At 72.6% G+C, this 25,698-nt stretch carries 21 protein-coding genes and 1 pseudogene; 12 read left to right on the plus strand and 10 right to left on the minus strand.

All coding sequences use genetic code 11. The features are described 5' to 3' along the window. Positions 1 to 28: 28 nt before the first annotated feature. On the plus strand, positions 29 to 1,774 hold the full coding sequence (locus tag ACFWI8_RS00760) for an ABC transporter ATP-binding protein (RefSeq protein WP_387084042.1): 1,746 nt from the start codon (positions 29 to 31) through the stop codon (positions 1,772 to 1,774). Then, a pseudogene (locus ACFWI8_RS00765) lies at positions 1,764 to 3,269 on the plus strand (ATP-binding cassette domain-containing protein); the annotation flags it as partial. The gene ACFWI8_RS00760 and the pseudogene ACFWI8_RS00765, both read left to right, overlap by 11 nt. Positions 3,270 to 3,488: 219 nt before the next feature. On the opposite strand, the gene ACFWI8_RS00770 reads toward ACFWI8_RS00765, so the two are convergent. After that, positions 3,489 to 4,124 (minus strand): LuxR C-terminal-related transcriptional regulator, encoded by a 636-nt coding sequence (locus ACFWI8_RS00770; RefSeq protein ID WP_387084044.1) that lies wholly within the window; start codon positions 4,122 to 4,124, stop codon positions 3,489 to 3,491. A 385-nt stretch (positions 4,125 to 4,509) separates the two neighbouring features. Further along, positions 4,510 to 6,036 carry a N,N-dimethylformamidase beta subunit family domain-containing protein gene (locus ACFWI8_RS00775; RefSeq protein ID WP_387084046.1) on the minus strand — a complete coding sequence of 509 codons (1,527 nt, stop codon included), beginning with the start codon at positions 6,034 to 6,036 and terminating at the stop codon, positions 4,510 to 4,512. 171 nt (positions 6,037 to 6,207) lie between these two features. Here ACFWI8_RS00775 and ACFWI8_RS00780 point away from each other — a divergent pair, with 171 nt between their 5' ends. After that, complete coding sequence (locus ACFWI8_RS00780) at positions 6,208 to 7,305, plus strand: ferric reductase-like transmembrane domain-containing protein (RefSeq protein ID WP_387084048.1); 1,098 nt, start codon at positions 6,208 to 6,210, stop codon at positions 7,303 to 7,305. 15 nt (positions 7,306 to 7,320) lie between these two features. Here ACFWI8_RS00780 and ACFWI8_RS00785 read toward each other — a convergent pair whose 3' ends face one another. The 3 genes from ACFWI8_RS00785 to ACFWI8_RS00795 all read right to left on the minus strand — a co-directional run bounded on the left by ACFWI8_RS00785 (position 7,321) and on the right by ACFWI8_RS00795 (position 9,665). After that, a complete protein-coding gene (locus ACFWI8_RS00785; protein WP_387084050.1) occupies positions 7,321 to 8,238 on the minus strand; it encodes a TolB family protein in 918 nt (305 codons plus the stop codon). A gap of 82 nt (positions 8,239 to 8,320) precedes the next feature. After that, positions 8,321 to 9,289 (minus strand): alpha/beta hydrolase, encoded by a 969-nt coding sequence (locus ACFWI8_RS00790; protein ID WP_387084052.1) that lies wholly within the window; start codon positions 9,287 to 9,289, stop codon positions 8,321 to 8,323. Between the two features lie 58 nt (positions 9,290 to 9,347). Further along, the gene (locus ACFWI8_RS00795) at positions 9,348 to 9,665 is read right to left on the minus strand and encodes a putative quinol monooxygenase (RefSeq protein WP_387084054.1); all 318 of its coding nucleotides are present in this window, start codon (positions 9,663 to 9,665) and stop codon (positions 9,348 to 9,350) included. Positions 9,666 to 9,813: 148 nt separating this feature from the next. On the opposite strand from ACFWI8_RS00795, the gene ACFWI8_RS00800 reads away from it, so the two are divergent. From ACFWI8_RS00800 to ACFWI8_RS00815, 4 genes are all read left to right on the plus strand, one after another. Then, positions 9,814 to 10,719 carry an AraC family transcriptional regulator N-terminal domain-containing protein gene (locus ACFWI8_RS00800; RefSeq protein ID WP_387084057.1) on the plus strand — a complete coding sequence of 302 codons (906 nt, stop codon included), beginning with the start codon at positions 9,814 to 9,816 and terminating at the stop codon, positions 10,717 to 10,719. Positions 10,720 to 10,877: 158 nt separating this feature from the next. Beyond that, positions 10,878 to 11,627: an SDR family oxidoreductase gene (locus tag ACFWI8_RS00805; protein WP_387084059.1), complete on the plus strand. Its 750-nt coding sequence runs from the start codon at positions 10,878 to 10,880 to the stop codon at positions 11,625 to 11,627. 63 nt (positions 11,628 to 11,690) lie between these two features. Next, positions 11,691 to 12,449 carry an HAD family hydrolase gene (locus tag ACFWI8_RS00810; protein WP_387084061.1) on the plus strand — a complete coding sequence of 253 codons (759 nt, stop codon included), beginning with the start codon at positions 11,691 to 11,693 and terminating at the stop codon, positions 12,447 to 12,449. Between the two features lie 173 nt (positions 12,450 to 12,622). Further along, positions 12,623 to 12,979 carry a hypothetical protein gene (locus ACFWI8_RS00815; RefSeq protein ID WP_387084063.1) on the plus strand — a complete coding sequence of 119 codons (357 nt, stop codon included), beginning with the start codon at positions 12,623 to 12,625 and terminating at the stop codon, positions 12,977 to 12,979. A 24-nt stretch (positions 12,980 to 13,003) separates the two neighbouring features. Here the strand turns inward: ACFWI8_RS00815 and ACFWI8_RS00820 are convergent, their stop codons facing one another. From ACFWI8_RS00820 to ACFWI8_RS00840, 5 genes are all read right to left on the minus strand, one after another. Further along, on the minus strand, positions 13,004 to 13,861 hold the full coding sequence (locus ACFWI8_RS00820; protein WP_387084065.1) for a polysaccharide deacetylase family protein: 858 nt from the start codon (positions 13,859 to 13,861) through the stop codon (positions 13,004 to 13,006). 99 nt (positions 13,862 to 13,960) lie between these two features. Next, a complete protein-coding gene (locus ACFWI8_RS00825; protein WP_387084067.1) occupies positions 13,961 to 15,121 on the minus strand; it encodes a glycoside hydrolase family 68 protein in 1,161 nt (386 codons plus the stop codon). 42 nt (positions 15,122 to 15,163) lie between these two features. Beyond that, positions 15,164 to 15,988, minus strand: coding sequence for a carbohydrate ABC transporter permease (locus ACFWI8_RS00830; RefSeq protein WP_387084070.1), 825 nt, complete (start codon positions 15,986 to 15,988; stop codon positions 15,164 to 15,166). Beyond that, positions 15,985 to 16,926, minus strand: coding sequence for a carbohydrate ABC transporter permease (locus ACFWI8_RS00835; protein WP_387084072.1), 942 nt, complete (start codon positions 16,924 to 16,926; stop codon positions 15,985 to 15,987). Before ACFWI8_RS00835 ends, ACFWI8_RS00830 begins: the two co-directional genes overlap by 4 nt. Before the next feature lie 5 nt (positions 16,927 to 16,931). Further along, positions 16,932 to 18,287, minus strand: a complete 1,356-nt coding sequence (locus ACFWI8_RS00840) for an ABC transporter substrate-binding protein (RefSeq protein ID WP_387084074.1) — start codon at positions 18,285 to 18,287, stop codon at positions 16,932 to 16,934. A 147-nt stretch (positions 18,288 to 18,434) separates the two neighbouring features. Here ACFWI8_RS00840 and ACFWI8_RS00845 point away from each other — a divergent pair, with 147 nt between their 5' ends. The 5 genes from ACFWI8_RS00845 to ACFWI8_RS00865 all read left to right on the plus strand — a co-directional run bounded on the left by ACFWI8_RS00845 (position 18,435) and on the right by ACFWI8_RS00865 (position 25,676). Further along, complete coding sequence (locus tag ACFWI8_RS00845; protein ID WP_387084076.1) at positions 18,435 to 19,493, plus strand: LacI family DNA-binding transcriptional regulator; 1,059 nt, start codon at positions 18,435 to 18,437, stop codon at positions 19,491 to 19,493. 152 nt (positions 19,494 to 19,645) lie between these two features. Then, the gene (locus ACFWI8_RS00850) at positions 19,646 to 20,974 is read left to right on the plus strand and encodes a hypothetical protein (RefSeq protein ID WP_387084078.1); all 1,329 of its coding nucleotides are present in this window, start codon (positions 19,646 to 19,648) and stop codon (positions 20,972 to 20,974) included. A 528-nt stretch (positions 20,975 to 21,502) separates the two neighbouring features. After that, positions 21,503 to 22,399, plus strand: a complete 897-nt coding sequence (locus tag ACFWI8_RS00855; protein ID WP_387084080.1) for an alpha/beta hydrolase family esterase — start codon at positions 21,503 to 21,505, stop codon at positions 22,397 to 22,399. Between the two features lie 188 nt (positions 22,400 to 22,587). Then, the gene (locus ACFWI8_RS00860) at positions 22,588 to 24,204 is read left to right on the plus strand and encodes a glycoside hydrolase family 27 protein (protein WP_387084297.1); all 1,617 of its coding nucleotides are present in this window, start codon (positions 22,588 to 22,590) and stop codon (positions 24,202 to 24,204) included. A 77-nt stretch (positions 24,205 to 24,281) separates the two neighbouring features. Next, positions 24,282 to 25,676 (plus strand): AbfB domain-containing protein, encoded by a 1,395-nt coding sequence (locus tag ACFWI8_RS00865; protein ID WP_387084082.1) that lies wholly within the window; start codon positions 24,282 to 24,284, stop codon positions 25,674 to 25,676. Positions 25,677 to 25,698 lie beyond the last annotated feature (22 nt).

Raw genomic sequence — 25,698 nt, forward strand, 5'->3', positions numbered from 1 at the left:
ACCTCACCAAACGCTTCGTGCTCTTTCTGTGAGCGCCCCTTGGGCCGGGCGGCGCCCCCCCGCGCCCTGGGCGCGGGGCCGCCCCCCTCGACCGCTCGACCCGCTCGGCACCGCCGGGCACGGCGCGACCCGCGTCGCCGTGCTGCTCCCGCTGACCCTGGCCGGCTCGGCCGTCGCGCTGACGCTGCCCGCGGCCCTGGGCCACACCCTCGACCTGCTCCTCGACGACGCGCCGACGGCCGGCCGGTGGAGCGCGCTGTGCGCGCTGCTGCTGGTCGCCCAGGCCGCCCTGAACGCCGCCGGCAGCCTGCTCACCGCCACCACGGACGCCCGCGCCGCGGCGTGGCTGCGCGGCCGGCTGGTGCGGCAGGTGCTGGATCTCGGGCCGGGTGCCGCGGCCCGCTTCCCGGCCGGTGACCTGGTCGCCCGGGTCACCGTCAACGCCTCACACGCGGGCGCCACCCCGGCCGCCCTGGCCGCCGCCGGCGCCGCGCTGGTCACGCCGGTGGGCGGTGTGGTGGCGCTGGCGCTGCTCGACTGGCGGCTCGCCGTGGCGTTCACGGCCGGCGCCCCGCTCCTGGTGCTGCTGCTGCGCGTGTTCGCCCGCTCGTCCGCCGACTCGGTCGCCCGCTACCAGCGGGTCCAGGGGCAGTTGGCCGGCCGGCTGCTCGAGGCGCTGGGCGGCGCCAGGACCATCGCCGTCGCGGGCACCGGACGGCGGGAGCGCGAGCGGGTGTTGGCGCCGCTTCCCGAACTGGGCGCCGAGGGGCACCGGATGTGGCGGATCAACGCCAGGGCCGGTGCCCGCGCGGCGGCGCTGGTCCCGCTGCTCCAGCTGACGGTCGTCGCCGTCGCGGGACTGCTGCTCGCGGCGGGCGCCCTGTCCGTCGGCGGGCTGCTCGCGGCCACCCGCTACGTGGTGCTCGCCACCGGGATCGGCGGCTTCGTCGCCCATGTGCACCGGCTGGTGCGGGCCAGGGGCGCGGCCGAGCGGCTGGCCGAGGTGTTCGCCGTACCGCCGCCGCGGCACGGGGCGCGATCGTTGCCGGACGCCGGCCCGGGGGAGCTGGCGTTCGCCGGGGTGACCGCGCGGCGCGGCGGCCGGGCGGTGCTGCGCGATCTGGACCTGGTGGTGCCCGGGGGCAGCACGGTGGCGGTGGTGGGCCGCTCGGGCTCGGGCAAGTCGCTGCTGGCCGCGCTCGCCGGCCGGCTGGCCGAGCCGGACGCGGGCCGGGTACTGCTGGACGGGGTGCCCGTCGACGAACTGTCCCGGCGCGAGCTGCGCGACGCGGTCGGGTACGCCTTCGAGCGGCCGGTGCTGCTGGGCGGCTCCATCGCCGACGCCATCGGGCTCGGACCGGTGCCGGTCGAGCGGGAGCGGGTGGTCGCCGCGGCGCGGGCGGCCGACGCCGACGGCTTCGTCCGGAGGTTGCCGGACGGCTACGACACCCGGTGCGCGACGGCCCCGCTCTCCGGCGGGGAGCGGCAACGCCTCGGGCTGGCCCGGGCGTTCACCCACCGCGGGCGGCTGCTGGTGCTGGACGACGCCACCTCGGGGCTCGACACCGTCACCGAGCGGCGCGTCACCGCGGCGCTGCACCGGGCGGCGAGCGCCCGCACCCGGCTGGTGATCGCGCACCGCCCCGCGTCCGCCGCCCGGGCCGACCTGGTGGCCTGGCTCGACGACGGTCGGGTCAGGGCGCTCGGCACCCATCGGGAGCTGTGCGCGCGGGCCGACTACCGGGCGCTGTGGAGGGAGTCCGATGGCCGCTGAGGTCACCGCCGGGCGGCAGGTGGCCGCCGGGCTGCGCGCGTTGCGGCGCCGGCCCCGGGTGGTGGCCCGGCTGGCCGGCTGGTCGGCGGTGCAGGCGGGGCAGTCGTTCCTGCTCGGCTACGGCGTGGCCAGGGCCGTCGACGACGGCTTCCTGGCCGGCCGCACCGGCGCCGGGCTCGGCTGGCTGGCCCTGGCCGGGGTCGGGGTGCTGGCCGGCGCGGTGAGCACGGGCCGGGTGTACCGGGCGGTCGCCGAGCTGGTGGAGCCGCTGCGCGACACGCTGGTGCGCGCGGTGGTGGACCGCGCCCTCGACCGGGCCGTGCGCGGCGCGGAGCGGGACGACGCGGCGGCGGTCTCCCGGCTGACGACGCAGACGGAGATCGCCCGGGACAGCCTGGCGGGTCTCGTGCTGGTGGCGCAGACGTTCGTGTTCACCACCGCCGGCGCGCTGTTCGGCCTGCTGCTGCTGGCGCCGGTACTGCTGCTCGTGGTGCTGCCGCCGCTGCTGCTCGCGCTCGGTGTCTTCGCGGCCGGGCTGCGGCCGCTGGCCGGGCGGCAGCGTGCGGTGCTGGCGGCGGACGAGGCGCTGGCCGGCGAACTCGGCGGGATCTGCGAGGGCTTGCGGGACATCACCGCCTGCGGGGCGGAGGACGGGGTGGCGGCCGGGGCGGCGGCCCGGGTCGACGGCGAGCTGCGGGCCGCGCTGTCGCTGGCCCGCTGGGGGACCACGCGGGTGGTGGCGCTCGCGCTCGGCGGGCAGCTGCCGCTGGGACTGCTGGTGTGTCTGGCGCCCTGGCTGCTCGACCGCGGGGTGACGGCGGGTGAGCTGGTGGGCGCGGTGACCTTCGTGCTCCAGGGGCTGCTGCCCGCCCTGACCAGCCTGGTGCAGGGCGTCGGCGGCGCGGGCGCCCGGCTGGCCGTGGTCACCGGGCGGCTGCTCGCCGAGCCGCCCGCCGCCGCACCCACTGTCCCACCCGACGGACCGTCGGCCGGGCCGCCGGCGGGTGGGCCGGCGCTGGTGCTGCGCGGCGTCTCCTTCGCCTACGGCGGGCGGGCGGAGCCGGTGCTCGACCGGCTCGATCTGACGCTCCCGACCGGCGGGCACCTGGCCGTGGTGGGACCGAGCGGCACCGGCAAGTCGACGCTGGCGCTGCTGGTCTCCGGGCTGCTGCGGCCCGGCGCCGGCGAGATCGTGCTGTGTGGCGAGCCGCTGGCCGGCCGGGCCGCGGCGGAGCTGGCCGGGCTGCGGGTGCTGATCCCGCAGGAGGCGTACGTGTTCTCCGGCACCGTCGCCGAGAACCTGGGGTACCTGCGCCCCGGACCACCGGACGACGACGAGTTGCTCGTCGCCGCCGCGGCGGTCGGCGCGGACGCCCTGGTGAAGCGGCTCGGCGGCCCGGGCGGCCGGGTGACGCCCGCGGCCCTGTCCGCGGGCGAGCGGCAGTCGCTCGCGCTGGCCCGGGCCTACCTGTCCCTGGCGCCCGTGGCGGTGCTCGACGAGGCGACGTGCCATCTGGACCCGGCCGCCGAGGCGCGCGCCGAGCGGGCCTTCGCGGCCCGGACCGGTGGCACGCTGATCGTCGTCGCGCACCGGATCAGCTCCGCCCGCCGGGCGGGCCGGGTGCTCCTGCTGGACGGCGGCGGCCACGCCCTCGGCTCGCACGAGGAACTGCTCGAACGCTCCGCCGCTTACCGCGATCTGGCGGCCGACTGGTCAGACCCAGCCGGCGCTGCGGGATATGCGGATCGCGTCGACCCGGTTGCGGGCGCCGGTCTTCCGGATGATGGCGGCCAGGTAATTGCGCACCGTGCCCTCGGCGAGCCAGAGCCGCTCCGCGATCTCCGGCACCGGGGCGCCGTCGGCCGCGAGTGAGAGAACATTCAGCTCGCGTGGCGTGAGCGGCATATGCGTGGCGCTGAAGAAATCGAAGGCGAGGGCGTCATCCACATAACGGCTGCCGCGCACGACGCTTCTGATGGCGTCCAGCAGACATGCCGGCCGGGCGCCCTTGCTGACGAATCCCAGCGCGCCGGCGGTGAAGGCCCGGTGCAGCAGCCCCGGCCGACCCGTCGGCGCGAGCACCACCAGGCCCGGCGCCCGCCCCCCACCGCCCTCGCCCCGGTGGCCCACTCCCCCGCCGGCCACCACCGGGTCCTCCGCGGTCAGCGCGGCGAAACCCGCGCAGTCGGTGTCCACCAGCCACGCGTCCGCGGAGGGCGCCGACGCGCCCGGCGGCACGACCTCCCGCCAGGACGCGGCCGCCACCTCGATGTCCCGTTCGACGGCCAGCAGCGAAGCCAGCGCACAGCGCAGCAGATTGTCGTCGTGCACGAGCAGTAATCGGATCACGTCTGGTGCCTCCCCGGCAGTCGTTTCCCACCTCTGTCGAGTGCCCCCAACTCACACATCCTCACCCGTCACCGTCGCATTGCACACACGAATCCGCGCTCCGGGGAAGCACAAGGGCGCGCGGGGGGCGCACACCTTTATGAGCGCGCCCCCTGGGATCAACTCCGCGGAAAGTCGGGCGACTTCGCGGCCGGTTCCCCGCGTATTCGGCGAAGCGCCGCGGCCCTTTTATTCACCGGCCCCCCCTCGCCGGACATTTCGATTTCGGAGGGGCGCGCGGAATGCGTGGACATCACGCGCGTCCTCGGCTCGCGAGCCGTCTTCACCTCGTACGGCCCGGAGCTCATCGAGGCGGCGCGGGGTCTCACCTGACGGCGCGCCCCGGTCAGTCCTCGTCGTACACCCGGTCCACGTTGTTCTCCGGCTCGGGGCGGTGCCGCGCCGCCGGGCCCTCGGCGAAGGCGCGCAGCACGTTCTCCGTGGCGCGGGTGACGAACCGGCCGGTGCGGGCGTCCATGCCGTGGTTGCGGCCGTTCGCGTCGGTGCCGGCCATCAGCCCCTCGACCCAGCGCATGGTGCCGACCGAGAAGACGCCGGCGCCGCTGTCCACCGTGTAGTAGGCCGAGTCCTGGTGGCTGGCCTTCCCCTTGCACTCCAGGGGTGAGTGGGCGACGATCCGGATCCGCTCCGGGGTCGGCGCGTCCGGCGTCACCCGGTCGTACTCGACGCCCACCAGATGGTCGAAGGACTCGCCCTTCTCGACACCGGTGCCGTCGAAGACCCAGTGCCGGTGGTCGTGGACGACGTAGGGCGCGTCGGTCGGATAGCCCTCGTAGAGGACGCCGGTCAGGGACGACTCCGGATCGGCGCCGGGGTCGGCGCGGAAGTCGGTGGTGACCCGCTTCGGGTCGTCGGGGTAGCTGGGGTCCTGCGGGTACGAGTCCTTGTAGCAGGCGACGGCGCGGCCCGGCTCGTGCTCCGGCTCCAGGCGGCCGGTCTCCAGCCTGACCCGCCGGAAGCAGGTGTTGGCGCCCAGGATCGCGACATTGGTGCCGGCGTCGCGGGCCTCGGCGACGCGCTCGCGCTGGCGCGGCGTCCAGTACTCGTCGTGGCCCAGCACGAGCACGGCGGTGGCGTCCCTGAGCACGTCGGGGTCGCGGTCGACGTCGATGCCCGTGGTGTACGCCAGCGGTATGCCGAGGCGCTCGGCCAGCACGACGGCGGCGCGCTCGTACACCAGGAACTTCTCGGCGCCGTCCCGGTCGTAGGGCCGGTCGAAGGAGACCACCTTGGAGCGGCCCTGGTGGCTGCCGTCCTGCCCCTGGTAGAGGCTGTAGCCGCCCCACACGTTGTACGCCTGCCAGGTCGCGGGGGCGTGCATCAGCACGGTGCGGCCGGCGCCGCTCGCCGAGCGGACGATCAGCGGCACGTACCGCTGGTGGTCGTCGTCGGAGTCCAGCCGCAGCAGGTAGGCGCCCTCCGGCCAGTCGGTGGTGTCGACGGTGAGGCTCCTGCGCCAGTCGGCCAGCACGGCCTTGGTGATGTCGTGCACCCGCGGCTCGCGCTGCTCCCGGCCCGGCACGGACTCGGAACGCCAGACCAGCTCGGCCTCCGCGCCGTCGTACCAGCCGACGCGGAACGCCGAGACCCGGAACCGGCGGGCGGTGGTGGACACCCGCAGCCCCAGCTCCTCGCCGGGCCGCACGCTCACCCGGTCGGCGTAGCCGAGGACCGCGTCCTCCGGGCCCTGGTCCCTGATCCGCCAGTCCTCGTCCCGCGACGCGCCCGCCCGGCGGCGCACCGGCTCGGCCTTCGGCGCGGCGGTCTCACACCCGACGACCCCGCCGGCGACGACACCGGCGCATCCGCCGAGAAACCCCCGCCGCCCGATTCCCGTCGTGTGCGCTGCCACAGCCTCATGCTCGGCCGCCGCCCAGGGGCCGGCAAACGGCCCTGGGCCAGTGGGGTGTCACCGCCGCCCGCGCGCCCGCGCGAAGTCGATGGGAACCGGACGTCCTTCCGGTCCGACTGCCCAGGTGTCCCGCCGAAACGCCGAGAAGCCGCTCAGAGAAGGTGGACTCCGATGACAGACGCCGCGCGACCACCCGTCCCCTCCTCGGGAAGGCGAAGAGGCACGCGGCGTTTCGACTGGCCCGGGCTGCGGGCCGACGCCCGCGCCGCGATACCGGACGCCAGCCTGGCGCTGGTGGTCACCGGCCTCGTCTTCTGGTGGCTGTGGGCCAGGGTCGAGAACGGCAGCTCGCCCAGCATCCGGATGATGCCGCCCTTCGAGGACGCGTCCGAGTACTGGTGGTACTGGCTGTGCCAGGCCTTCGGCTGGTCGGCCCTGCTGTGGGCGTACATCACGGTCGTCCTCGGCCTGCTCAGGTCGGGAGCGCGCCCGCCCTGGCGCTGGCTGTCGGCGGCCCGGGTGGAGAAGTGGCACCGCACCACCAGCCTGACCACGATCGGGCTGATGTTCCTGCACATGGCCACGTTCTTCGGCGCCGAGCTCCAGACCAACTTCGAGAACCAGCCGATGGGCGAGCTGGTGCGCGAGACCCTGGTCAAGGTGTTCGTCCCCGGCGGCTACGCCACCGGAACGGGCCGGGTGGCCATCCTGATCGGCCTGCTCGCCTTCTACCTGGGGATCGTCCTGGGCCTCGCCTTCTACCTGCGCCAGACCACCGGCTCCCGGCTGTGGCGGGCGCTGCACCGCTTCGTCATCGTCGTCTACGTGCTCAGCGTCTGGCACACCCTGCTGTACGGCACCAACGTCTGGTTCGACGGCTCGTTCCGCACCCTGGTCTGGGCCCTCCAGATGCCGCTCGCCGGGCTGCTGCTGCTCCGGCTGCTGGCGCCGGCCCGCCCCAGCGAGCGGCTGCGGCTGCGCGGTCCCGGCCGGGAGTCGCGCCCGCTGCCGCTGACCGCGCGCGCCGCCGGCCGACTCGCGGTGGTGGCCACGATCGCCGGCCTGGCGGCCGTCATCGCCTCCGGGGCCGACGGCGGCCGACCCGACCACGGCCACTCCTCCGCCGGCGTGTGGCCCGAGCGGTGGGTGATCTGGGCCGGGCTCCTGGCGCTCACCCTCGTGCTGGTGGCCGTCGCCCACCGGCTCCGCCCGTCCCGGTCGGTCGGCCCGCCGCCCGAGGGCCGCCGGCGGGCCGACCGGCCACGGTGACGGGGCCTCAGCCGGTCACTCGGTCGCCGGCTCGTCCCGCTGGTCGAAGGGGTAGTCGACGAAGGCGAACGCGGATCCGTCCGGGGCCCAGCTCGGCACGTTGATCGTGCCCTGCCCACCGAGGAGGGCGACCAGCGTGGTGGGCTCCCGCCAGGCGCCGACCGTCACCAGCCGCAGTTCGACGGGCAGGTCCGCCGGGTGCCCGGTCGTGCCCGGCGGGTAGCTGAGGTAGACGGCGACGTCCCCGGTCGGCGCGACGTGCGGGAACCAGTTCACGCGCTCGTCGAAGGTGAGCTGTTCGAGTTCCGTCCCGTCCGGCCGGACCCGGGCGAGCTGCGCGTGGCCCGGTGTGTCGGAGAACTGCTCGGTGTTGAAGACGATCCACTCGCCGTCCGGTGTCCACGCGCAGCCGTCCGCCGGTCCTGGGTGCGTGGTGACGGCGACATCGTCCTCTCCGTCGAGGCCGACGGTGTGGATGGTGGCCGACGCCCACCAGTTGTCGCCCTCCGGATCGAGGCGGACATAGCCGAGACGCCGTCCGTCGGGGCTTATGCCGTGCAGGAAGTGCATCCCGCCGTCGTCGGCGGTGACGCGGCGGGCGGCGCCTCCGTCGAGCGGGACCTCCCAGATGTGCCAGTCGTTGGCCGACGCGAACACCGTCGCCCCGTCGGGGGCGAGGACATGGTCGTTGTTGACGGCGGGCAGACCCGCCGCGGGGATCTCCCGGGGCGGGCCGGAACCGTCGGCCGGGAGCAGCCAGAGCCTGCCGTCCCCGTTGACCAGCAACCGGCCGTCGGGGGTCCAGTTCGGCGCCTCGAAGAGGCGGTCACGCGACTCGAACACGGTGCGCACCGCCCCGGACGCGCGGTCCCAGATCCGGACGCGGGCCAGCTGACCGGCCGCCAGCCGCCGGAACGATCCCTGCTCGCTCATAAATTGTCTCCCTCGGTCAGGAAGGCGCGAACGCCCGCCACGATCAGGTCATGATCCCTCAGTGAGGTCATCCCCGAGGCCGCTACCCGGCGGGGTTCGCGGACAGCACGCGGGCGAGCCAGTCGGTGCGGGTTCGGCGGGCCGTGACCGAGATGGGTGCCTGCGGGTAGAGGGCGTCGAAGCCGTGGCAGCCGCCCGCCCAGACGTGGAGTTCGGCCTGGCCGCCGGCGGCCCAGACGCGGGTGGCGTAGTCGGTGTCCTCGTCGCGGAAGACCTCGGCGGAGCCGGTGTCGACATAGGTGGTCGGCAGTCCTGAGAGGTCGCTGGCGAGTGCGGGTGAGACGTAGGGGAGCACCTGGTCGTCGGCGAGGTCGCCGAGGACGCAGCGCCAGGCGAAGGCGTTCGTCTCGGCGGTCCACACGCCGGGCACGCCGGAGTACTGGCGGCTGGAGGTGGTGGCGTTGCGGTGGTCGAGCATGGGGCAGATCAGCAGCTGGGCGGCGATCGCCGGGCCGGCGAGGTCGCGGGCCAGCAGGGTGACGCCGGCGGCCAGGCCGCCGCCCGCGCTGGCACCGGCGACGACGATCCGGGTGGGGTCGACGCCGAGTTCGGCGGCGTGCGCGGCGATCCAGCGCAGGCCCCGGTAGCAGTCGTCGACGAGGGTGGTGCCGGTGGCCTCGGGCGCGAGCCGGTAGTCGACGGAGACCACGACCGCGCCGAACTCGTCGAGCCACTCCAGGGGGATGTCGAGCTGCGAGAAGCGGTCGCCCATGACCATCCCGCCGCCGTGCATCCAGTAGACGCACGGCGCGAGGCTGGTGCGGTCGGTGTCCTTGAGCGAGAAGACCGACAACGGTATCGGGGTGCCGTCCGGGGCGGGCACGGTGACTTCGCGCCGGTCGACCCGCCGGTGGGCGAGAAGTGGTTCGACGGGCGTCGCGGGGAGCTGTCGCAGCTGGGCGAGGATCTCCGGGGTGAGCTGGGCCGTCAGCGGCAGGTCGGCCAGCAGGGCGCGCAGTTCGGGGTCCAGGTCGGGTCGTGCCGTGGTCATGGTCGTCGCCTCTCGCGGGGGGTGGCGGGGTGGTGGGCCGTGCGGTGGTCGGAGGGCTTCAGAGGGTGGCCTTGCCGCGGATCGGGACGTGGTCCGTGTATGCCGACTCCTTGGCCAGCAGCGCGTCGACCCGCGCCACGATGGCCTGGGCGACCTCGCCGGCGAAGAGCCGATGGTGGTCCTCCTCGCTGGTCCAGCCCTCGGTGACGTGGACGACATCGGGCTCTGACGCGGAGCGGGAGACGAGGTAGACCAGGCAGTGCTCGCTCGCGCCGGGGCTGCCCTCGTCCAGGCCGGTGAGCAGCAGGTCGACCAGCTGGTCGCCCATGCCGGGCCTGGCGGTCAGGGTGGCGGCGAAGCCGTAGGTGGCACGCATCGATGGACTCCTTCTTTCCAGGACACTGGAGTGACGCGCTTCGATTCAACCGCCCTGACCTGCGTAAACGATAGAACGATGCTCTCCGGCACCTGCACGATCCTCCCCACCTCGGGAGCCAGGCCGCGCAGGGTGCTGCAATGGGGGCATGCACCTCGACGAGCTTCGCGCCCTGCTGGCCCGGCACGCGCGCCCCGACTGGACGACCGCCATCGACGACGTCCTCATCTCCCGGGTCGACCGGCCCGATCCGCCGGCGTTCTCGATGTCCGGCACGGTCCTCGCGGTCATCGCGCAGGGCACCAAACGCCTCGCGCTGGGCGAGCGGGTCTTCGAGTACGGCCCCGGGCAGTACCTGGTCGCCTCCGTCGACCTGCCCGTCACCGGCCAGTTCACCCAGGCAGAGCCCGAGCGACCGGCCCTCGGCTTCGGCCTGGTGCTGGATCCCTCCGCCGTCGCCGAACTCCTCCTCCAGGCCGGCCCCGGCGACATCCCCCGCGCCGGCGGGGGCACGCCCTCGGGGATCGCCGTCAGCGACGCGCCACCCGCGCTGCTGGACGCCGCGATCCGGCTGCTGCGCCTGCTCGACGAGCCACGCGACCGGGCGGTGCTGGCCCCGCTGGTCAAACGCGAGATCCTGTGGCGCCTGATCACCGGCGAGCAGGGCGCGACCGTCCGCCAACTCGGCCTCGCCGACAGCGGCCTCAGCCACATCTCACGGGCCGTGCGCTGGATCCGCGAGCACTACGCGCAGCCCTTCCGCGTCGAGGACGTGGCCCGCATGTCCGGCATGAGCGTCTCCGCGTTCTACCGCAACTTCCAGGCCGTGACCGCGATGAGCCCCATCCAGTTCCAGAAGCAGATCCGGCTCCAGGAGGCCCGGCTGCTGCTGGCCACCCACCCCGGCGACGTCACCGGCGTCGGCCAGCGCGTCGGCTACGACAACCCCTCCCAGTTCAGCCGCGAGTACCGCCGCCAGTTCGGCGCGCCACCCAGCCGGGACGCCGCCCACCTCCGGCACACCGTACGCACCCCCGCAGGCGCCCTCACCTGAACTGACAGAGGCGCGATAGAGAATCGTGCAAGCATGAGCGAGGATAGTTCTACAGTCCAAGCAGGTCAGAGCGATCCAATGGGATCACAGGTTCTCCCGCCAAGCAGGAAAATGCCTGTCCATCTTCCGCATCCCACCACGTCGCAAGGGACCACCCCATGAAGACCGTCCTCATCACCGGCACCTCCTCCGGATACGGCCGGGCGACCGCCCTCCACTTCCACGCCCAGGGCTGGAACGTCATCGCCACCATGCGCACCCCCCGTCCGGACCTCCTCCCCGAGTCCGACCGCCTGCGCGTCGTCGAACTCGACGTGACCAAGCCCGACAGCATCACCGCCGCCCTCCACGCGGCCGGCCCCGTCGACGCCCTGGTCAACAACGCCGGCGTCCCCTCCATCAGCGTCTTCGAGGGCACCCCCATGGCCCACGTTCGCGAGGTCTTCGAGACCAACACCTTCGGCGTCATGGCCACCACCCAGGCCGTCCTCCCCCAGTTCCGCGAACGCGGCTCCGGCGTCGTGGTCAACGTGACGTCCAGCGTGGTCCTGGGACACATGCCGCTCTCCGCCGTCTACAAGGCCAGCAAGATGGCCGTCGAGGGATTCACCGCCTCCCTCGCCCTCGAACTCGCCCCCTTCGGCGTCCAGGCCAAGACCGTCGAGCCCGGTGCCTGTCTCACCACCGGCTTCGCCGCCAAGGCGACCAACGGCGCCTCCCCCGACCAGCTCGTCCCGGCGCCCTACGCGGCGTTCGCGAAGAAGACCATGGAGGGCTTCATGGCGCAGGACGTGTTCACCAAGGAGAGCGACGTCGCCGAGACGGTCTGGCGAGCCGTCCACGACACCACCGGCCAACTCCGCTTCCCGGCCGGCCCCGACGCGATGTGGCTCGCCCAGGCGAAGTGAACCGCGAGCGGCCACCCGACACGGCTCGTGCCTGTGGGCTCGACGGCCGTGGGACCATCGCCCGTGGCTGATGTGGTTTTCTTCGATCTGGACGGCACCCTGGTCGACCACCGGAGCGCGGTCCTGGAAGCGATCGGCCAGATCGTCAGGACCGCGCCGAACGCGACGGCTCCGCCGGAGGAGCTGGTGACGCTGTGGTGGACGCTGGAGGCCCGCCACATGCGGGAGTACCTGGCCGGCCAGTGCTCCTTCGCCGAGCACCACCGACGCAGGCTCCGTGCCTTCCTGCCGGCGCTCGGCGAGCCGGTTCCGGAAAGTCCCGGCCTGCTTGACGCCTGGATCGCCGAGCGCTACCTCACCGTGTTCGAGGAGTCCTGGCGGTGCTACCCCGATGCGCGGCCCTGCCTGGAGACCCTGAAAGGGCTTCCCCGAGGACCGCGGCTGGCGGTTCTCACCAACGGGGACCCGGAGCAGCAGCGCGCCAAGCTCGCCCGCTTCGGCCTCCTCGAATACTTCGAAGCCGTCCTGACCCCGACCGAACTCGGCGCGGCCAAGCCCGCCGCCTACGCCAGCGCCTGCCGGTGGATGCGGACGGACCCGGCGCAGGCGGTCAATGTCGGCGACATGCTGGAAGGCGATGTGCACGCGGCCACCCTCGCCGGGCTCACCGGCATCTGGCTGGACCGCGGCATCGACTTCGTCACCGGCGGACCGTCGCCGACGGCGGACGAGACGGTCCGCCGCATCGAGCGACTCACCGCCCTCCCCGCCCACCTGCGGCTCCTGGCCGCCGGCGGCGGCGCGGTCGCGACCGGGTCCTGACCCGGGCCCGCCTGGGCCCCCGTCTTCCTGCTGCTCACCCGGCAGTTCGCGGCCTGTCGCGAGGCCGATCCGAACCGATGGGTCCTGCAACTGGCGTGCTCCGTCGACGGGTCGAGGATCGAGGAAGACGTCATCATCGACCGGCCCCTGGCAATCTTGGACACGGTTGGGGCATGCGAAGGGCCGTCCTGGCCCGCGCGGTCAAGCTCCGGCCGGAGGCGGTCGCGGCCGTGGTGGACGCGGGCTACCTGCCCGACGAGGACCAGGAGCTGCTCCCGCTGCTCTTCCTCACCGAGCAGTTCGAACGGTACGACCGCGAAGACCCGAACGGCACAAGGCTGCGCGCCGTCCTCGCCGAGAAGCGTCACCGGTACGAGCACGAGCACTTCCTGACCGTCGCGGAGCGGGCGGGACGCCCGGATCCCTGGCCGCCCGAGGAGCCGTCGCCGTCCCGTGACCGGACGTCGACCCGGCACGTCACCACGTGGCCGACCGGCTTCGGCGGCGACAGCTTCGGCGGCCACTTCTGAGCCGGAGGTCCCGGCATCGGCACATCACACCGATCGTCCCGCTGGCCTCGTCGCGCTGGTCGGCGCCTGCCGGGCCGCGGGCGTGAGGAGGGTGCGGAGGTCGATGACGCGGTAGCCGTGGGCGGTGGTCGCGTCGAGGATCCGTGGCAGGGCCTGGGCGTCGATCACGTCGGTGCCGCCCCCGGGATCGCCGATGTGCATCTGCAGGATCATCCCGGGGCACAGGGCGTCCAGGGCCCTGCGCACCGCGTGGTCCACGGTCATGCCACCCTCGGTGCCCTGCCAGCCGTTGGTGTCGGCGGTGTACTCGATGTCCGCGTACCCCAGCGCGTTGACCTCGCCGATCTGCTCGGGCGTGGTCTCGCCGTAGGGGAACCGGAAGAACGGGGTCAGGGCCGCTCCCGCTCCGGCCGCGCGCAGGGCGCGGTCCGCGGCCCGGACCTCCTCGCGTCTGCCGGCCGCGGTCAGGTCGCTGAAGTGGGGGTGGCTGTAGGAGTGGTTGCCAAGACCGTGTCCCGCGGCCGCGATCCGCTCCACCACCTCGGGACACCGGTCGGCGAAGTCGCCGGTCAGGAAGAACGTGGCTGGCGCGCCCCGGTGTGCGAGTTCGCCGAGGACGCTGTCCAGGCCGGAGTCGTTCCAGGCCGCGTTGAACGTCACCGCGAGCACGGGCTCGTGCGTGGCGATCACCCGGTTCTCCGATCCGAACAGCGCCTCAAGACCCTCGGCGTCCGCGGCCGCCGCCGGGCGCGGCCGAAGGGCGTCGACCGGCCCGGCCAGGGCTCCCGGCACCACGAACCGACAGCCGCCGACCAGCCCGGCCGCCCCGAGGAGACGGCGGAGCAGCGGACGGCGTGCGAGATCGCGAGAAGACGTTTCCATGCCACCGCCATCGGCCGGGCGGGGCGTCCCCTTGAGTCGAACCCCGGCACCACGTCCCCGGCCCACCTCACCCGGAACCTCAGGGCCGGCGGCGTCGGCTCATTCCGCGGGCGTGGGCGCGAGGTCGGACACGCCACGCGGCACAGCGTGGGCGGTGGCGTGGTCGAGGGTGAGGTCGAGGACCGGTGCGACGGTTCCGCCGAAGGCGGCTCTCGCCTCGGCGGCCGGCAGCTGTCGGGGGTCGCTGCCGTCCGGGAGGAGGTAGTTGACGAAGCTCACCACGCTGAGGTCCCCGAGCACCCACCAGGCATAGGCCTGGTCGGGGCGCGACGGTGGGTTGCGCACGACGAGCCCCGAGCCGTTGAGGGGTTCGTAGGGGCCGGTCAGGCTGGGCGCGACGAAGCCGTAGAGACCCGTGGGCGCGCCCGGCGGATGGAACGACTGGCGGCTGGTGCAGAAGAAGAGGTGGTAGCGGGCCCGGTGGACGACGACGTGCGGGCGTTCGATCTCGTGGTTGACGCCGTCGGCCACCAGCAGTGGCGGGAGCAGGCTCCAGCCGCCGGCGGTCTCCCGGGCGAGGGCGACGGCGCCCATGAAGCGGTCGCCCCACGGCACGCTGGCCGCGACGAGCAGGTACGCGACGCCGTCGGCCGGGTCGCGGAACCAGGCGGGGTCGCGGAAGGCCCTGATCCGGCCGGGGCCGCCGTCGATCTCGTCGGCCGGCAGATAGGAGCGGCCGTCGGAGCGCAGCACCACGCGGTGTTCCACGTCCCGCGCCAGCCGGGTCGCACCGCCGTCCGTGATCAGCTCGGGGCGTGCCTCGACGACGCGTTGGTGGAACGTGGGGCGGGCCTCGCCGCGTTCGCCGGTGGCGGTGTAGAAGACGGACACCGTGCCGTCGGGTCGCAGGAGGGCGGACCCGGACCACTCACGGCTGCCAGGGGACGCGCCGTCGGGGAAGGCGTGCCCGAGGTCCGTCCAGCGGTCGCCGGCCCTGGCCAGCAGATGGAGGCGCGCGATGTCGTGGCGGTGCTCGGGATGGCCGACGGCGGGCGCGGAGAGCGTCATCCAGAGCTCGCCCTCCCGGACCGTGGCGGTGGTGCCGTCCTCCCGCTGCACCGGCCACAGGTCCCAGATGTCGTGCTCGGGGAGGACGCGGGGCGTGGTGGCGGGGTCGATGACGGGCGCGGTGGTCGCCGGTTCCCCGGCGAGTCGATCGAGGTCATGCCGGGTCCACCGGGTGGGGCGGGTGTCTGTCACGCCTGTCCTGTCGTCGGGCCGTTGTCGTTCGGCATCGCTCGGTCAGCCCTTCACTGAGCCCTGCAACAGGGCGGAGACGAAGCGGCGTTGGAAGATGAGGAACACGATGAGCGTGGGCGCGAGGATCAGCAGGGATCCCGCGCACAGCAGGGGGATGTCCGTGCCCCACTGGCCCTGGAAGGCGCCCAGCGCGCCGGCCATGGTGCGCCGCGCCGGATCGTCGACCAGGACGATGGCGAGCAGGAACTGGTTCCAGGTCCACAGGAACAGCAGGATGGCGAGGGATGAGATCGCGGGCGCGGCCAGCGGGACGTGGACGCGCCAGAAGAGCTGCCACACGTTGGCGCCGTCGAGTTGGGCGGCCTCGGACAGGTCGTCGGGCAGGTTGATGAAGTGCGCGCGCATCCAGTAGACCGCGAAGGGCATGAACAGGCCGATCAGCGGCAGGATGATGGCCCATCTGGTGTTGAGGAGGCCCATGTCGCGCACCACGTAGTACAGCGGCGTGATGATGCCCTCGAAGGGCAGGGTCAGGCCGAGCACGAACATCAGGAAGACCAGGTGGCGCCCCGCCATCCGGAGGTGACCGAGGGCGAAGCCGGCCATCGTGGCCAGCACCAGCGAGACCGGCACCACGCCGAGCACGATCAGGGTGCTCGACCACAGCAGGTCGCCCATGTGGGCCGCCCGGAACGCGTCGGCGAAGTTCCCCCACCGCGGTTCGCTCGGCCACTCGAGTCCGGAGGGGTAGCTGCCCGAGGGGTGGAGCGCGGTGACGAAGAGGCTGACGAACGGCACGATGGTGAAGGCCATCAGCAGGACGAGGAACACCCGCCCCGTCCACGCCTCGCGCTTGCCGACGATCATGGCCGCTCCCTGGTGAGCCGCTGGATGGGAAGGACGCACAGGAGCACGAGGGCCATGAGGACCACGGCGAGCGCGGAGGCCACGCCGATCTCCCGGTCCGAGAACGCCTGGTAGTAGATCTCCAGGCCGGGGACCATCGTCGAGTTACCCGGTCCTCCCTGGGTGGAGATGTAGATGATGTCGAAGCTGGCCAGGGCCGAGATGACGGTGACGGTGACGCACACGCCGATCTCCTGGCGCAGGCTGGGCACGGTGACGGAGAGGAACTCGCGCAGCGGACCCGCCCCGTCGAGCCGCGCCGCCTCGTAGAGCGCGGGGTCGATCTTGCTCATGCCGGCGAGCAACAGCAGCGTGCACAGGCCGAGTTGCACCCAGGCGCCGATCACGCCGACGGCCGGAAGCGCGGTGGAGAGGTCGCCGAGCCAGGCCCGGGTCACCCCGCCGAGCCCGATGGCCGACAGCAGCTGGTTGACCAGGCCGTTCGACGACAGCAGCCAGCTCCAGGTGATGCCGGCGGCCACCAGCGGGATGACCTGGGGTATGAACACCACCGTCCGGGCGACGACGGCCAGCCGGCTGGTGGCGATCCGCCGGATCGTGGCGGCGATCGCCAGACCGAGCAGCACGGGTATCACGCTGAAGAACACGATCAGCCGGAAGGCGTTGAGGATCGTGTCGAACAGCTCGGAATCGGTGAAGACCCGCCCGTAGTTGTCGAGGCCGACCCAGGTCGAGGGTCCGATGCCGTTCCACTCGTAGAGCGAGTACTGCGCGGTGAGGACCATCGGCCACAGCACGAACACGGCGTAGGCCGCCAGCGCCGGGGCGACGAAGAACCATCCGACCCACCACCTGGTGCGGAGTCCGGGCCGACGGCCCAGGACAGGCCGGAGTGTCGGGCCGGGGCCGCGCTGCGGGTCCGTGGTCGGCGATGTCATGCCGCTCAGCTCCCGGCCTCGATCTCGTACTCGCGCTGCACCGCCGCCAGCAGCCCCTCCGGGTTCTGGTCACCCGCGAACAGCCGCTGCAACTGGGGGGTCCAACCCTTGGCGTAGACGGATCCCGTGGCGTTGGCGATGAAGTCCATCGCGCCGTCGTCCTCGGCTATCCGGGCGCCGGCGGCGAGGGTCTGCCCGGTGACGCTGTCCTCGGCCACCTCCGGCATGTGCGCGTCCGGGGGGCCCATCGGGTGGGAACCGCCGACCTCGACGACGATCTCACGGGCGCGCTCGTCGGTGGACGCCCAGTGGAGGAAGAACGCGGCCTCGTCGGGGTGCGCGGCGTTCGCGCTGATCCCGTACGTCAGGGGCGCGGACATGGTCGCGACGGGCCCGCCCTCCTCTGCCGGCGGCATCAGGAAGAAGCCCACCTCGCCCGGCATCTCGCCGTCGAGGTTTCCCGACTCCCAGTCGCCGTTGAACATGAGCAGGGCGTCGCCGGCCATGAACGTGCTCATCATCTGGGCGTACTCCATGGCGTTGGCGTCCGGGTCGAAGTAGCCCGCCTCGATCCACTCCTGGAGGTGCCGCACCGCCGAGAGGTTCGACGGCGTGTCGATCGTGACGTCGGGCTTCTGGAAGATCCAGTCGTTGATCGGGCCCGGTTCTCCGTACGCCGCCATCAGGTTCTGCAGCGGGAAGGCGAATCCGCCGGTCGCGCCGCCGTTGAACTGGACGATCGGCACGATGCCGGCGTCCTTGGCGCTCGCGAGCAGTTCGTCGAACTCGGCGAGCGTGGCCGGCGGGGACGCCATGCCTATGCGCTCGGCGAGCGTCCGGTTGTAGAAGACGCCGGTCATGCTGAAGTTCAGGCCCATCGCGTACAGCGAGCCCTCGCCGCGGGGCCGGCCCCCGTCTCCGACACGCAGTTGTTCGAGCTGCGACGGCGGCCAGCCGTCCCAGCCGAAGACCTCCGCGTAGCCGTCGAGGTTCAGCAACAGGCCGTCGCCCACCAGCTCGGACACCTGGGGAAGCCGCATGAGGTCCGGCGGGTCGTCGGCCAGCACGCGCGGTGCGTTCTGGGTGATCACCGCGAACTGGTCCTCGCGGATGTCCCAGGTGACGTTGGGGAACTGCCGGGTGAACTCGTCGGTCAGAGCCCGCGCCATGGGGAACCCGGTCTCGAAGTAGGCCTTCAGCGTGACCGGTTCGCTACCGATGGTGGGCGCCGCCGAGGGCGACGGGCCGGTGTCGGACCGCCGTGACCCGCTGCCGCCCGGCCCGCCGCAGCCGACTGCCAGTGTCCCCGCGACGGCCAGGAACCCGAGCGCGGCCTCCCGACGGCTGATGGAACGCGTCATTGCGCACACTCCGTTGGATTCGTGGCTGACCGGCGAGGGCCAGACGTCCCGAGCCGGTTGCTAAATCGTGTTAGCGGCGGTTAGTGTTACCGCCGCGCTGTCGACTGTCAAGATGTTGGTCGGATGTGATGCCTTGGAGGTCCGCCGGTGAGCCCACGACGGGTGACCATGACCGATGTCGCCAAGCGCGCGGGCGTCTCCCGCACCACGGCCTCCCTGGTGCTCTCCGGGCGAGGCCGTGAGCTGCGGATATCGCGGAGCGTCGAGGAGCGCGTGCTGCGGGCCGCCGAGGAGTTGGAGTACCGGCCCGACATCGTCTCGCAGAGCCTGCGCACCGGCACGACCCGGACCATCGCCTTCGTCTCGGACACCGTCGCCACCTCGCGGCTGGCCGGCGACATGATCAAGGGAGCGCTGGAGGCCGCGCGGGAGCGGGGCGTGATGCTGTTCATCGGCGAGACCGAGGGAGAACCCGACCTGGAGCGCGGCCTGCTGGAGGCCATGCAGGACCGCAGGGTCGACGGCATCGTCTTCGCCTCGATGTTCACCAGGACCATCCCCGTCCCCGCCGCCCTTACCACCGCCCCGGCGGTGCTGCTCAACGCGCTGCCGGCGGAGCCCTCCCCGCTGCCCTCGGTCCTCCCCGACGAGGTCGAGGCCGGTCGCGCCGCCGCCCGACTGCTGCTCGACGCCGGCCACCGGGCCGGCATCCACCTCGTCGGCGCCGGCCCCGGCGTCCACGACGTGCCCCCCGGAACCGTCGCCGGCGTCGAACGACTCACCGGCATCCGCGACGTCCTCGGTCAGGCGGGGGTGGAGATCGCCAGCGGCCGGGTGTGTCCCGACTGGCAACCGGAGCACGGGTACGCCGCGACCTCCGAACTCCTGACGGCCGAGCGGCCCCGCGCACTGGTCTGCCTCAACGACCGGCTCGCCCTCGGCGCCTACCAGGCGCTCGACGGCGCCGGCCTGAGGGTGCCCGACGACGTCTCCGTCGTCTCGTTCGACGACCACCCCATCGCGACCTGGATCCGACCGAAGCTCACCACCGTCGCCCTCCCCCACTACGAGTTGGGCCGCAAGGCCGTCGACGTCCTCTTCGCCGAAATCGACCGGCACCGCGAGGGGCTCGAACCCGACGGCGGCTCGCACCGGGTTCCCATGCCGGTCCGTCTGCGCGGCTCGGTGGCCGCACCGGCCCACTGACGGCTTCGTCACGTCGACGGTCTTGACACCCGTCGGGCGCGCCAAGAGACTCCTCCGCGTCGCTAACACGATTTAGCGCCTTGCGGGCAGCCTCGCCCCGGGCGGTCACCGCCCCTTTTCGCCGAGGCAGCCGGACCGACCGGAGGTCACCCATGCCCATTCGCCGTCTCGCCGTACCCCTCACCACCCTGGCCCTGCTCGGCACGCTGTTCGCGCCCGTGTCGACCGCGGCGCCCACCGCGGCTTCGACCTCGGGAAGGCCGGAGAGCGGGGTCCGCGGCGTCACCGCCATCACGCGGGTGCACACCTACGGCCAGAAGGTCGAGGCCGTGGCCGTCGAGTACGCCGCCACCGTCAACCCACGGACGCTCGACGCGGACACCTTCACCGTCACCGACAGCGTCTACAACTTCCGCTACAACCCGATCGAGGACCTCGACCGGTTCGCGGACCGGACCGTCACCCGGATCTACACCAACAGCGCGCCGGAGCTGCGGGAGGACGGCAGGTCGAGGGCCGGCCGCTACGTCGTCGTCGAACTGGCGCCGACCGACCCCGGCGGCAACACCGTCATCGTCTCCCGGTGCCCGACGGTCCGCTGCTCGGTGAAGGTCAACGAGGACCTGCCGACCCGGGTCACCCAGAACGAGGACGTCTACGCCCAGCCCGGCCACGGCGACGGCCGGGGCAGGCTGCTGTCCCCCGGCTCGTCGACCGCGCACCCGCTGACGGGCCGTCCGGTCGACCTGCTGGTCGACGAGTTCGCGCAGGACACGTATCTCAGGAACGGCATGGTCCTGCCGTACGCCTACCACCTGCCGAGCGACTACGACCCCCGGCGGCGCTACCCGTTGATGGTGATCCTGCCCGGCCACGGCATGGGCTGGGACGGCGACAACCTGGGCGTCCAGCTCGCCGCCGACATCCCGGCCACCGCCTGGCTGGGCTCGGAGTGGACGGGGACCGACGAGGACGTCATCGTGCTCGCGCCGCAGAACCAGCGGGTCGGCGCCCCGGCCGAGGCGGAGATCATGGCCGCGCTGGTCGCGGACTTCACGGGCTCCCACGCCGTGGATCCCGACCGCGTGTACGCGTCGACCGTGTCCTACGGCTCCACCCTCGCCTGGGAGGCACTGGCCGAGCAGCCGGGTCTGTTCAGCGCCGCGCTGGTCACCGGCGGCTTCCGCGTCAGCGCCGACCAGGCGGAGCGGATCGCCGCCTCCGAGACGCCCGTCTGGATCACCCACGGCCTCAACGACCACCTGTTGCCCGTGAGTTACGGACGCGACTCGGCACAGCTGCTGCGCGACGCGTATCGGGCCGCCGGCGCCGCCCCGGAGGAGATCGAGGACCTCGTCCGGTACACCGAGTACGGCAACGAAGCCTTCTCCGAGCCGGACTACCACGCCGCGTACGGGCCGACGTACGAGGACCCGTCGATCCTGCGATGGCTGCTGTGGCAGGAGCGCCAGGGCGGGTGAGCCTTCCGGCTCTTCCCGAGTGAATTCCAGCGAAGGCATCGATCATTTCGCTGATATCCCCTGACACCGAGTCGAATGCATGGGCGCCTTATCCCCATTCGCCGCCCCCGTGCGATCACATTCGCTCGATTTCCCGAAACAACCAGCCGACGGAGAGGTTGACACTCCACGCGAGGCTCCTATGCTCCATGTCTGACGCCCCGACTGCCGTTCGTGGTCTCGAACGACACTCGGGGTTGCTCCGCCGGCCAGCAGGCCATCGCACGAGAGCACGCGCACCAACCACCTTCCGTACCGGTGGCCCCCACCACACGTGCGTCACGATGCTGAACGCCTGAGGACGACAGGCGCTCTCGTGTGTCGGGAGCCTCCGGCAGAGCCGCCCCGGAACCGTCCGTGCCTCCCCCTGCCATGCCGTCGCGGTCACCCGCGGCACCGCCTCGGACACGTTCCCGGCACCAAGGAGAGCCATGTCAGGCATGTCGACAATCAAGGAGTCACGCGATGTCGCTGCGTAGGTTGTTATCCGTGCCCCTCGTGGCCGCGGCGCTCCTCGCCATGGTCACCGGCGGCCAGGCGGCGGCCGGCACCCCCGGGGCCAACTCCCCGTCCAGCGAGGCCGACAGCACCGCCGTGACGTCCGCCGCCTGCGGCCAGGCACCCACGCTGGGCGACGGCACCCACACGATCCAGAGCGGCGGCACCAACCGCAGCTTCATCCTGGACGTCCCCGACGGCTACGACCGCAACCGCCCCTACCGACTGGTCCTCGGCTTCCACTGGTGGGGCGGCACCGCCACCGACGTCGCCACCGGCCAGACCGTGGAGCGGGACGTCTGGGCCTACTACGGCCTCAAGCGACTGGCGAACAACAGCACCATCTTCGTCGCCCCCCAGGGCATCAGCAACGCCTGGCCCAACACAGGCGGCCAGGACGTCACCTTCGTCGACGACCTGCTGCGCCGCATCGAGGCCGACCTGTGCGTCGACACCTCACGGCGTTTCGCCCTCGGCTTCAGCTACGGCGGCGCCATGAGCTACTCCCTGGCCTGCTCCCGCCCCAACACCTTCCGCGCCGTCGCGGTCTACGGCGCGCCAGGCCAGATCAGCGGATGCAGCGGCGGCACCGGGTCCGTCGCCTACTTCGCCGCCCACGGCGTCAGCGACAACATCGCGAACGGCCGCTCCATGCGCGACCGGTTCGTCAGGAACAACGGCTGCACCGCCCAGAGCCCGCCAGAACCGCCCCAGGGCAGCCTGCGGCACATCACCACCACCTACTCCGGCTGTGCCTCAGGACGCCCGGTCACCTGGGCCGCGTTCGACGGGGGCCACATCGCCGCCCCCCAGGACGGCGCCCCCGGCGACAGCGGCTCCCGCACCTGGCTCCCCGGCGAGACCTGGCGGTTCTTCACCCAGTTCTGACCCGTTTTCCCCCCACGCCGCTCCACCCTCCCGCCTTTGGACGGGCCAGCGGGCGCCGTCCACGGCGCCCGCACCGGGAGGGTGGGGCCCATCGGCGTCCCGTCCGTCGAGAAGTCGAGAAAGGGCCACACATGCGCACCCTGATCCGCGGACGGCTGCCCCACCTGCTGGCGGCAGCGGCGGTCGCGATGACGATGCTCTTCACCACGCCGGCCCAGGCACCGGCCCAGGCACCGGCCGAGCCGTCGGCCCAGGCCGCGCCAGGAAGCCCGGCGCTCACCCCGCCGCTGGGGTGGAACAGCTGGAACAGCTTCGGTTGCGCTGGCGTCAACGAGACGGTGATCCGCCAGGCCGCCGACGCCATGGTGAGCTCGGGCATGCGGGACGCCGGCTACCAGTACGTGGTGGTCGACGACTGCTGGTTCGACCCCCAGCGCGACGCCCAGGGCAACCTGCGCGCCCATCCGACCCGGTTCCCCAGCGGCATGCGGGCCCTGGGCGACTACATCCACAGCCGTGGGCTCAAGTTCGGCATCTACCAGGTACCCACCGAACGCACCTGCGCCCAACGCGTCGGCACGCACCCCGGCTCCACCGGGAGCATGGGGCACGAGGTACAGGACGCCAACACCTTCGCCTCCTGGGGCGTGGACTACCTCAAGTACGACTGGTGTTCCCCGGACGGCACCCGTGAGGAGCAGATCGCCCGGTTCACGCTGATGCGGGACGCCCTGCGCGCCACGGGACGCCCGATCGTCTACAGCATCAACCCCAACAGCTTCCACGCGATCACGGGCTCCACCTACGACTGGGGTCAGGTCGCCGACCTGTGGCGCACCACCGAGGACCTGCTGGACATCTGGCAGAACGGCAACACCAACAGCTACCCGATGGGCGTGGGCAACGTCGTCGACATCAACGCCCCGCTGGCCGCCCAGGCCGGGCCAGGGCACTGGAACGACCCGGACATGCTGGTCGTCGGCCGGCCGGGCCTCACCCTGACCGAGGCGCGGTCACACTTCGCGCTGTGGTCCCTGATGGCCGCGCCGCTGATGGCGGGCAACGACATCCGCACCATGTCCGCCGACGTCAGCGCCATCCTGCGCAACCCGCGCCTGCTCTCCGTGAACCAGGACCCGCTCGGCGCGGGCGGCCGACGGGTGCGCGACGACGGCAACGTCGAGGTGTTCGCCAAGCCGCTCGCCGACGGCTCGGTGGCGGTCGGCCTGTTCAACCGGGGCTCCGCCACCACCACCATCACCACCACGGCGGCCCAGATCGGCCTGTCCGGCGGCAGCTTCACCCTCACCGACCTGTGGACCGGCGGCACTTCCTCCAGCGGCGGCCAGATCTCCGCGAGCGTGGCGGCGCACGGCGTCGCGGTCTACCGGGTGTCCGGCGGCACCCCGCTGGAGAACACCACCTCCCGGCTGCGCGGCGCCGGCTCGGGACGCTGCCTCGACGTCGACAACGCCTCGACCGCCGCCGGCGCGACCACGCTGATCTGGGACTGCCACACGGCCGCCAACCAGGCATGGACCACCTGGGCCGGCGGCGAGATCCGCGTCTTCGGCGACAAGTGCCTGGACGCCTACAACCAGGGCACCACCAACGGCACCCGGGTGATCACCTGGACCTGCAACGGCCAAGCCAACCAACGCTGGACCCTGGCGGCCGACGGATCCATCCGCAACGCCCAGTCCGGCCTGTGCCTGGACGTCAACCAGGCCGGCACCGCCAACGGGACCCCCGTGATCCTGTGGACCTGCAACGGCCAGCCCAACCAGCGATGGGCCCGCTCCTGAGAAGTCGCCACGCGGCCCGGGGGCGCGACGGCGCGCCCCCGGGCCCGGGCCCCGACCGCACCGAGAAACGGAACGCCATGCGCACTCGACGCACCTTCCTGACCTGGGGCGCCGCATCGCTCACGCTGGCCACCGCCGGAATTCCGACACTGGCCGGGCGGGCAGCCGCGGCACAGACGTACGGCGCGTTCGTGATGGGCTACTTCACCGAGTCACCCGACATGCTGGGCGCGCGGTACGCCCTCCACCTCGCCATCAGCCGCGACGGCCTGAACTGGATCCCGCTGAACGAGAACCAGCCCGTCGCCACGCCCACGGCCGGCACGGGCGGCCTGCGGGACCCGTTCATCCTGCGCAGGCAGGACGGCACCTTCGTCGTCCTCGCCACCGACCTGTACGGGCTCGACTTCGGCCGGAACAACCAGTACATCCACGCCTGGGACTCGGTCGACCTGCGCTCCTTCACCGGCTACCGGCGGCTGCGGATGCACGACCGGGTCGCCCACACCTGGGCCCCCGAGGCGTTCTGGGACGCCTCCCGCGGCCAGTACGGCATCCTCTACTCGGCCAACATCAACGGCCGCGATGCGTTCTGGGTGAACTACACCAGCGACTTCGTCACCGTCAGCGCCACCCAGGAGTTCTTCTACCCGGGCTTCGGCGTACTCGACGCCACGATGCACACCACCCCGAACGGCAACTACCTCTACTACAAGAACCTCGCGAACGGCCGGCTGTACGGCGCCCGCTCCGCGTCTCTCCAGCCGCGCAGCTTCGACAACGGCACCTACACCGCCGGCGTGATCAGCGGCGCCATCGAGGCCCCCATCGTCCACAAGGACAACACCCGCGACCAGTGGTACCTGTGGGGCGACTCCTTCAGCCCCGCCAACGCCGAGCTGCAACTCTGGACCAGCAACGACATCACCAGGGACAACTGGACCCCCGTCGGCAAGTTCGACTACACCCAGCCGCTCAACGCCAAGCACGCCACGATCTGCCCCATCACCACCACCGAGTACGACAACCTGCTGGCCCGCTGGAGGGCACCCTCCTGGCACCGCATCAGGTCGTACAACGAGCCCGACCGCGTGATCCGGCACCTCGACTCGGCGGCCCGCGTCGACGCCTACCCGTTCGACCCCTACCCCGAATCACAGTGGCGCCTGGTGGCCGGGCTGGCGAACCCGGCCGGCGTCTCCTTCGAGTCGGTCAACCTCCCCGGCCGCTACCTGCGGCACTCCGGCTACGTGATGCGCCTGGACGCCAACGACGGGTCCGCCGGCTTCGCCGCGGACGCCACCTTCCACCGCGTCGCCGGCCTCGCCGACGCCTCGTGGACGTCGTTCCGCTCGCACAACTACCCGGACCGCTACCTGCGGCACGCGAACTACGTGCTGCGGATCGACCCCCTGGGCCCGGGCTCCCCCGCCGGGGACCGAGCCGACGCCACCTTCCAGGTCGTCTACTGAGTGCGCGGCGACCAGCACAGAA

The organism is Streptomyces sp. NPDC127098 (assembly GCF_042722465.1).
Lineage (GTDB): Bacteria > Actinomycetota > Actinomycetes > Streptomycetales > Streptomycetaceae > Streptomyces > Streptomyces millisiae.

What these genes read in the sequence shown, in the direction of transcription:
- ACFWI8_RS00780 (WP_387084048.1), top strand. Translation starts at nt 6,208, where the DNA reads ATGACAGACGCCGCGCGACCACCCGTCCCCTCCTCGGGAAGGCGAAGA.
- ACFWI8_RS00785 (WP_387084050.1), bottom strand. Translation starts at nt 8,238, where the DNA reads ATGAGCGAGCAGGGATCGTTCCGGCGGCTGGCGGCCGGTCAGCTGGCC.
- ACFWI8_RS00790 (WP_387084052.1), bottom strand. Translation starts at nt 9,289, where the DNA reads ATGACCACGGCACGACCCGACCTGGACCCCGAACTGCGCGCCCTGCTG.
- ACFWI8_RS00795 (WP_387084054.1), bottom strand. Translation starts at nt 9,665, where the DNA reads ATGCGTGCCACCTACGGCTTCGCCGCCACCCTGACCGCCAGGCCCGGC.
- ACFWI8_RS00800 (WP_387084057.1), top strand. Translation starts at nt 9,814, where the DNA reads ATGCACCTCGACGAGCTTCGCGCCCTGCTGGCCCGGCACGCGCGCCCC.
- ACFWI8_RS00805 (WP_387084059.1), top strand. Translation starts at nt 10,878, where the DNA reads ATGAAGACCGTCCTCATCACCGGCACCTCCTCCGGATACGGCCGGGCG.
- ACFWI8_RS00815 (WP_387084063.1), top strand. Translation starts at nt 12,623, where the DNA reads ATGCGAAGGGCCGTCCTGGCCCGCGCGGTCAAGCTCCGGCCGGAGGCG.
- ACFWI8_RS00820 (WP_387084065.1), bottom strand. Translation starts at nt 13,861, where the DNA reads ATGGAAACGTCTTCTCGCGATCTCGCACGCCGTCCGCTGCTCCGCCGT.
- ACFWI8_RS00830 (WP_387084070.1), bottom strand. Translation starts at nt 15,988, where the DNA reads ATGATCGTCGGCAAGCGCGAGGCGTGGACGGGGCGGGTGTTCCTCGTC.
- ACFWI8_RS00835 (WP_387084072.1), bottom strand. Translation starts at nt 16,926, where the DNA reads ATGACATCGCCGACCACGGACCCGCAGCGCGGCCCCGGCCCGACACTC.
- ACFWI8_RS00840 (WP_387084074.1), bottom strand. Translation starts at nt 18,287, where the DNA reads ATGACGCGTTCCATCAGCCGTCGGGAGGCCGCGCTCGGGTTCCTGGCC.
- ACFWI8_RS00850 (WP_387084078.1), top strand. Translation starts at nt 19,646, where the DNA reads ATGCCCATTCGCCGTCTCGCCGTACCCCTCACCACCCTGGCCCTGCTC.
- ACFWI8_RS00860 (WP_387084297.1), top strand. Translation starts at nt 22,588, where the DNA reads ATGACGATGCTCTTCACCACGCCGGCCCAGGCACCGGCCCAGGCACCG.
- ACFWI8_RS00865 (WP_387084082.1), top strand. Translation starts at nt 24,282, where the DNA reads ATGCGCACTCGACGCACCTTCCTGACCTGGGGCGCCGCATCGCTCACG.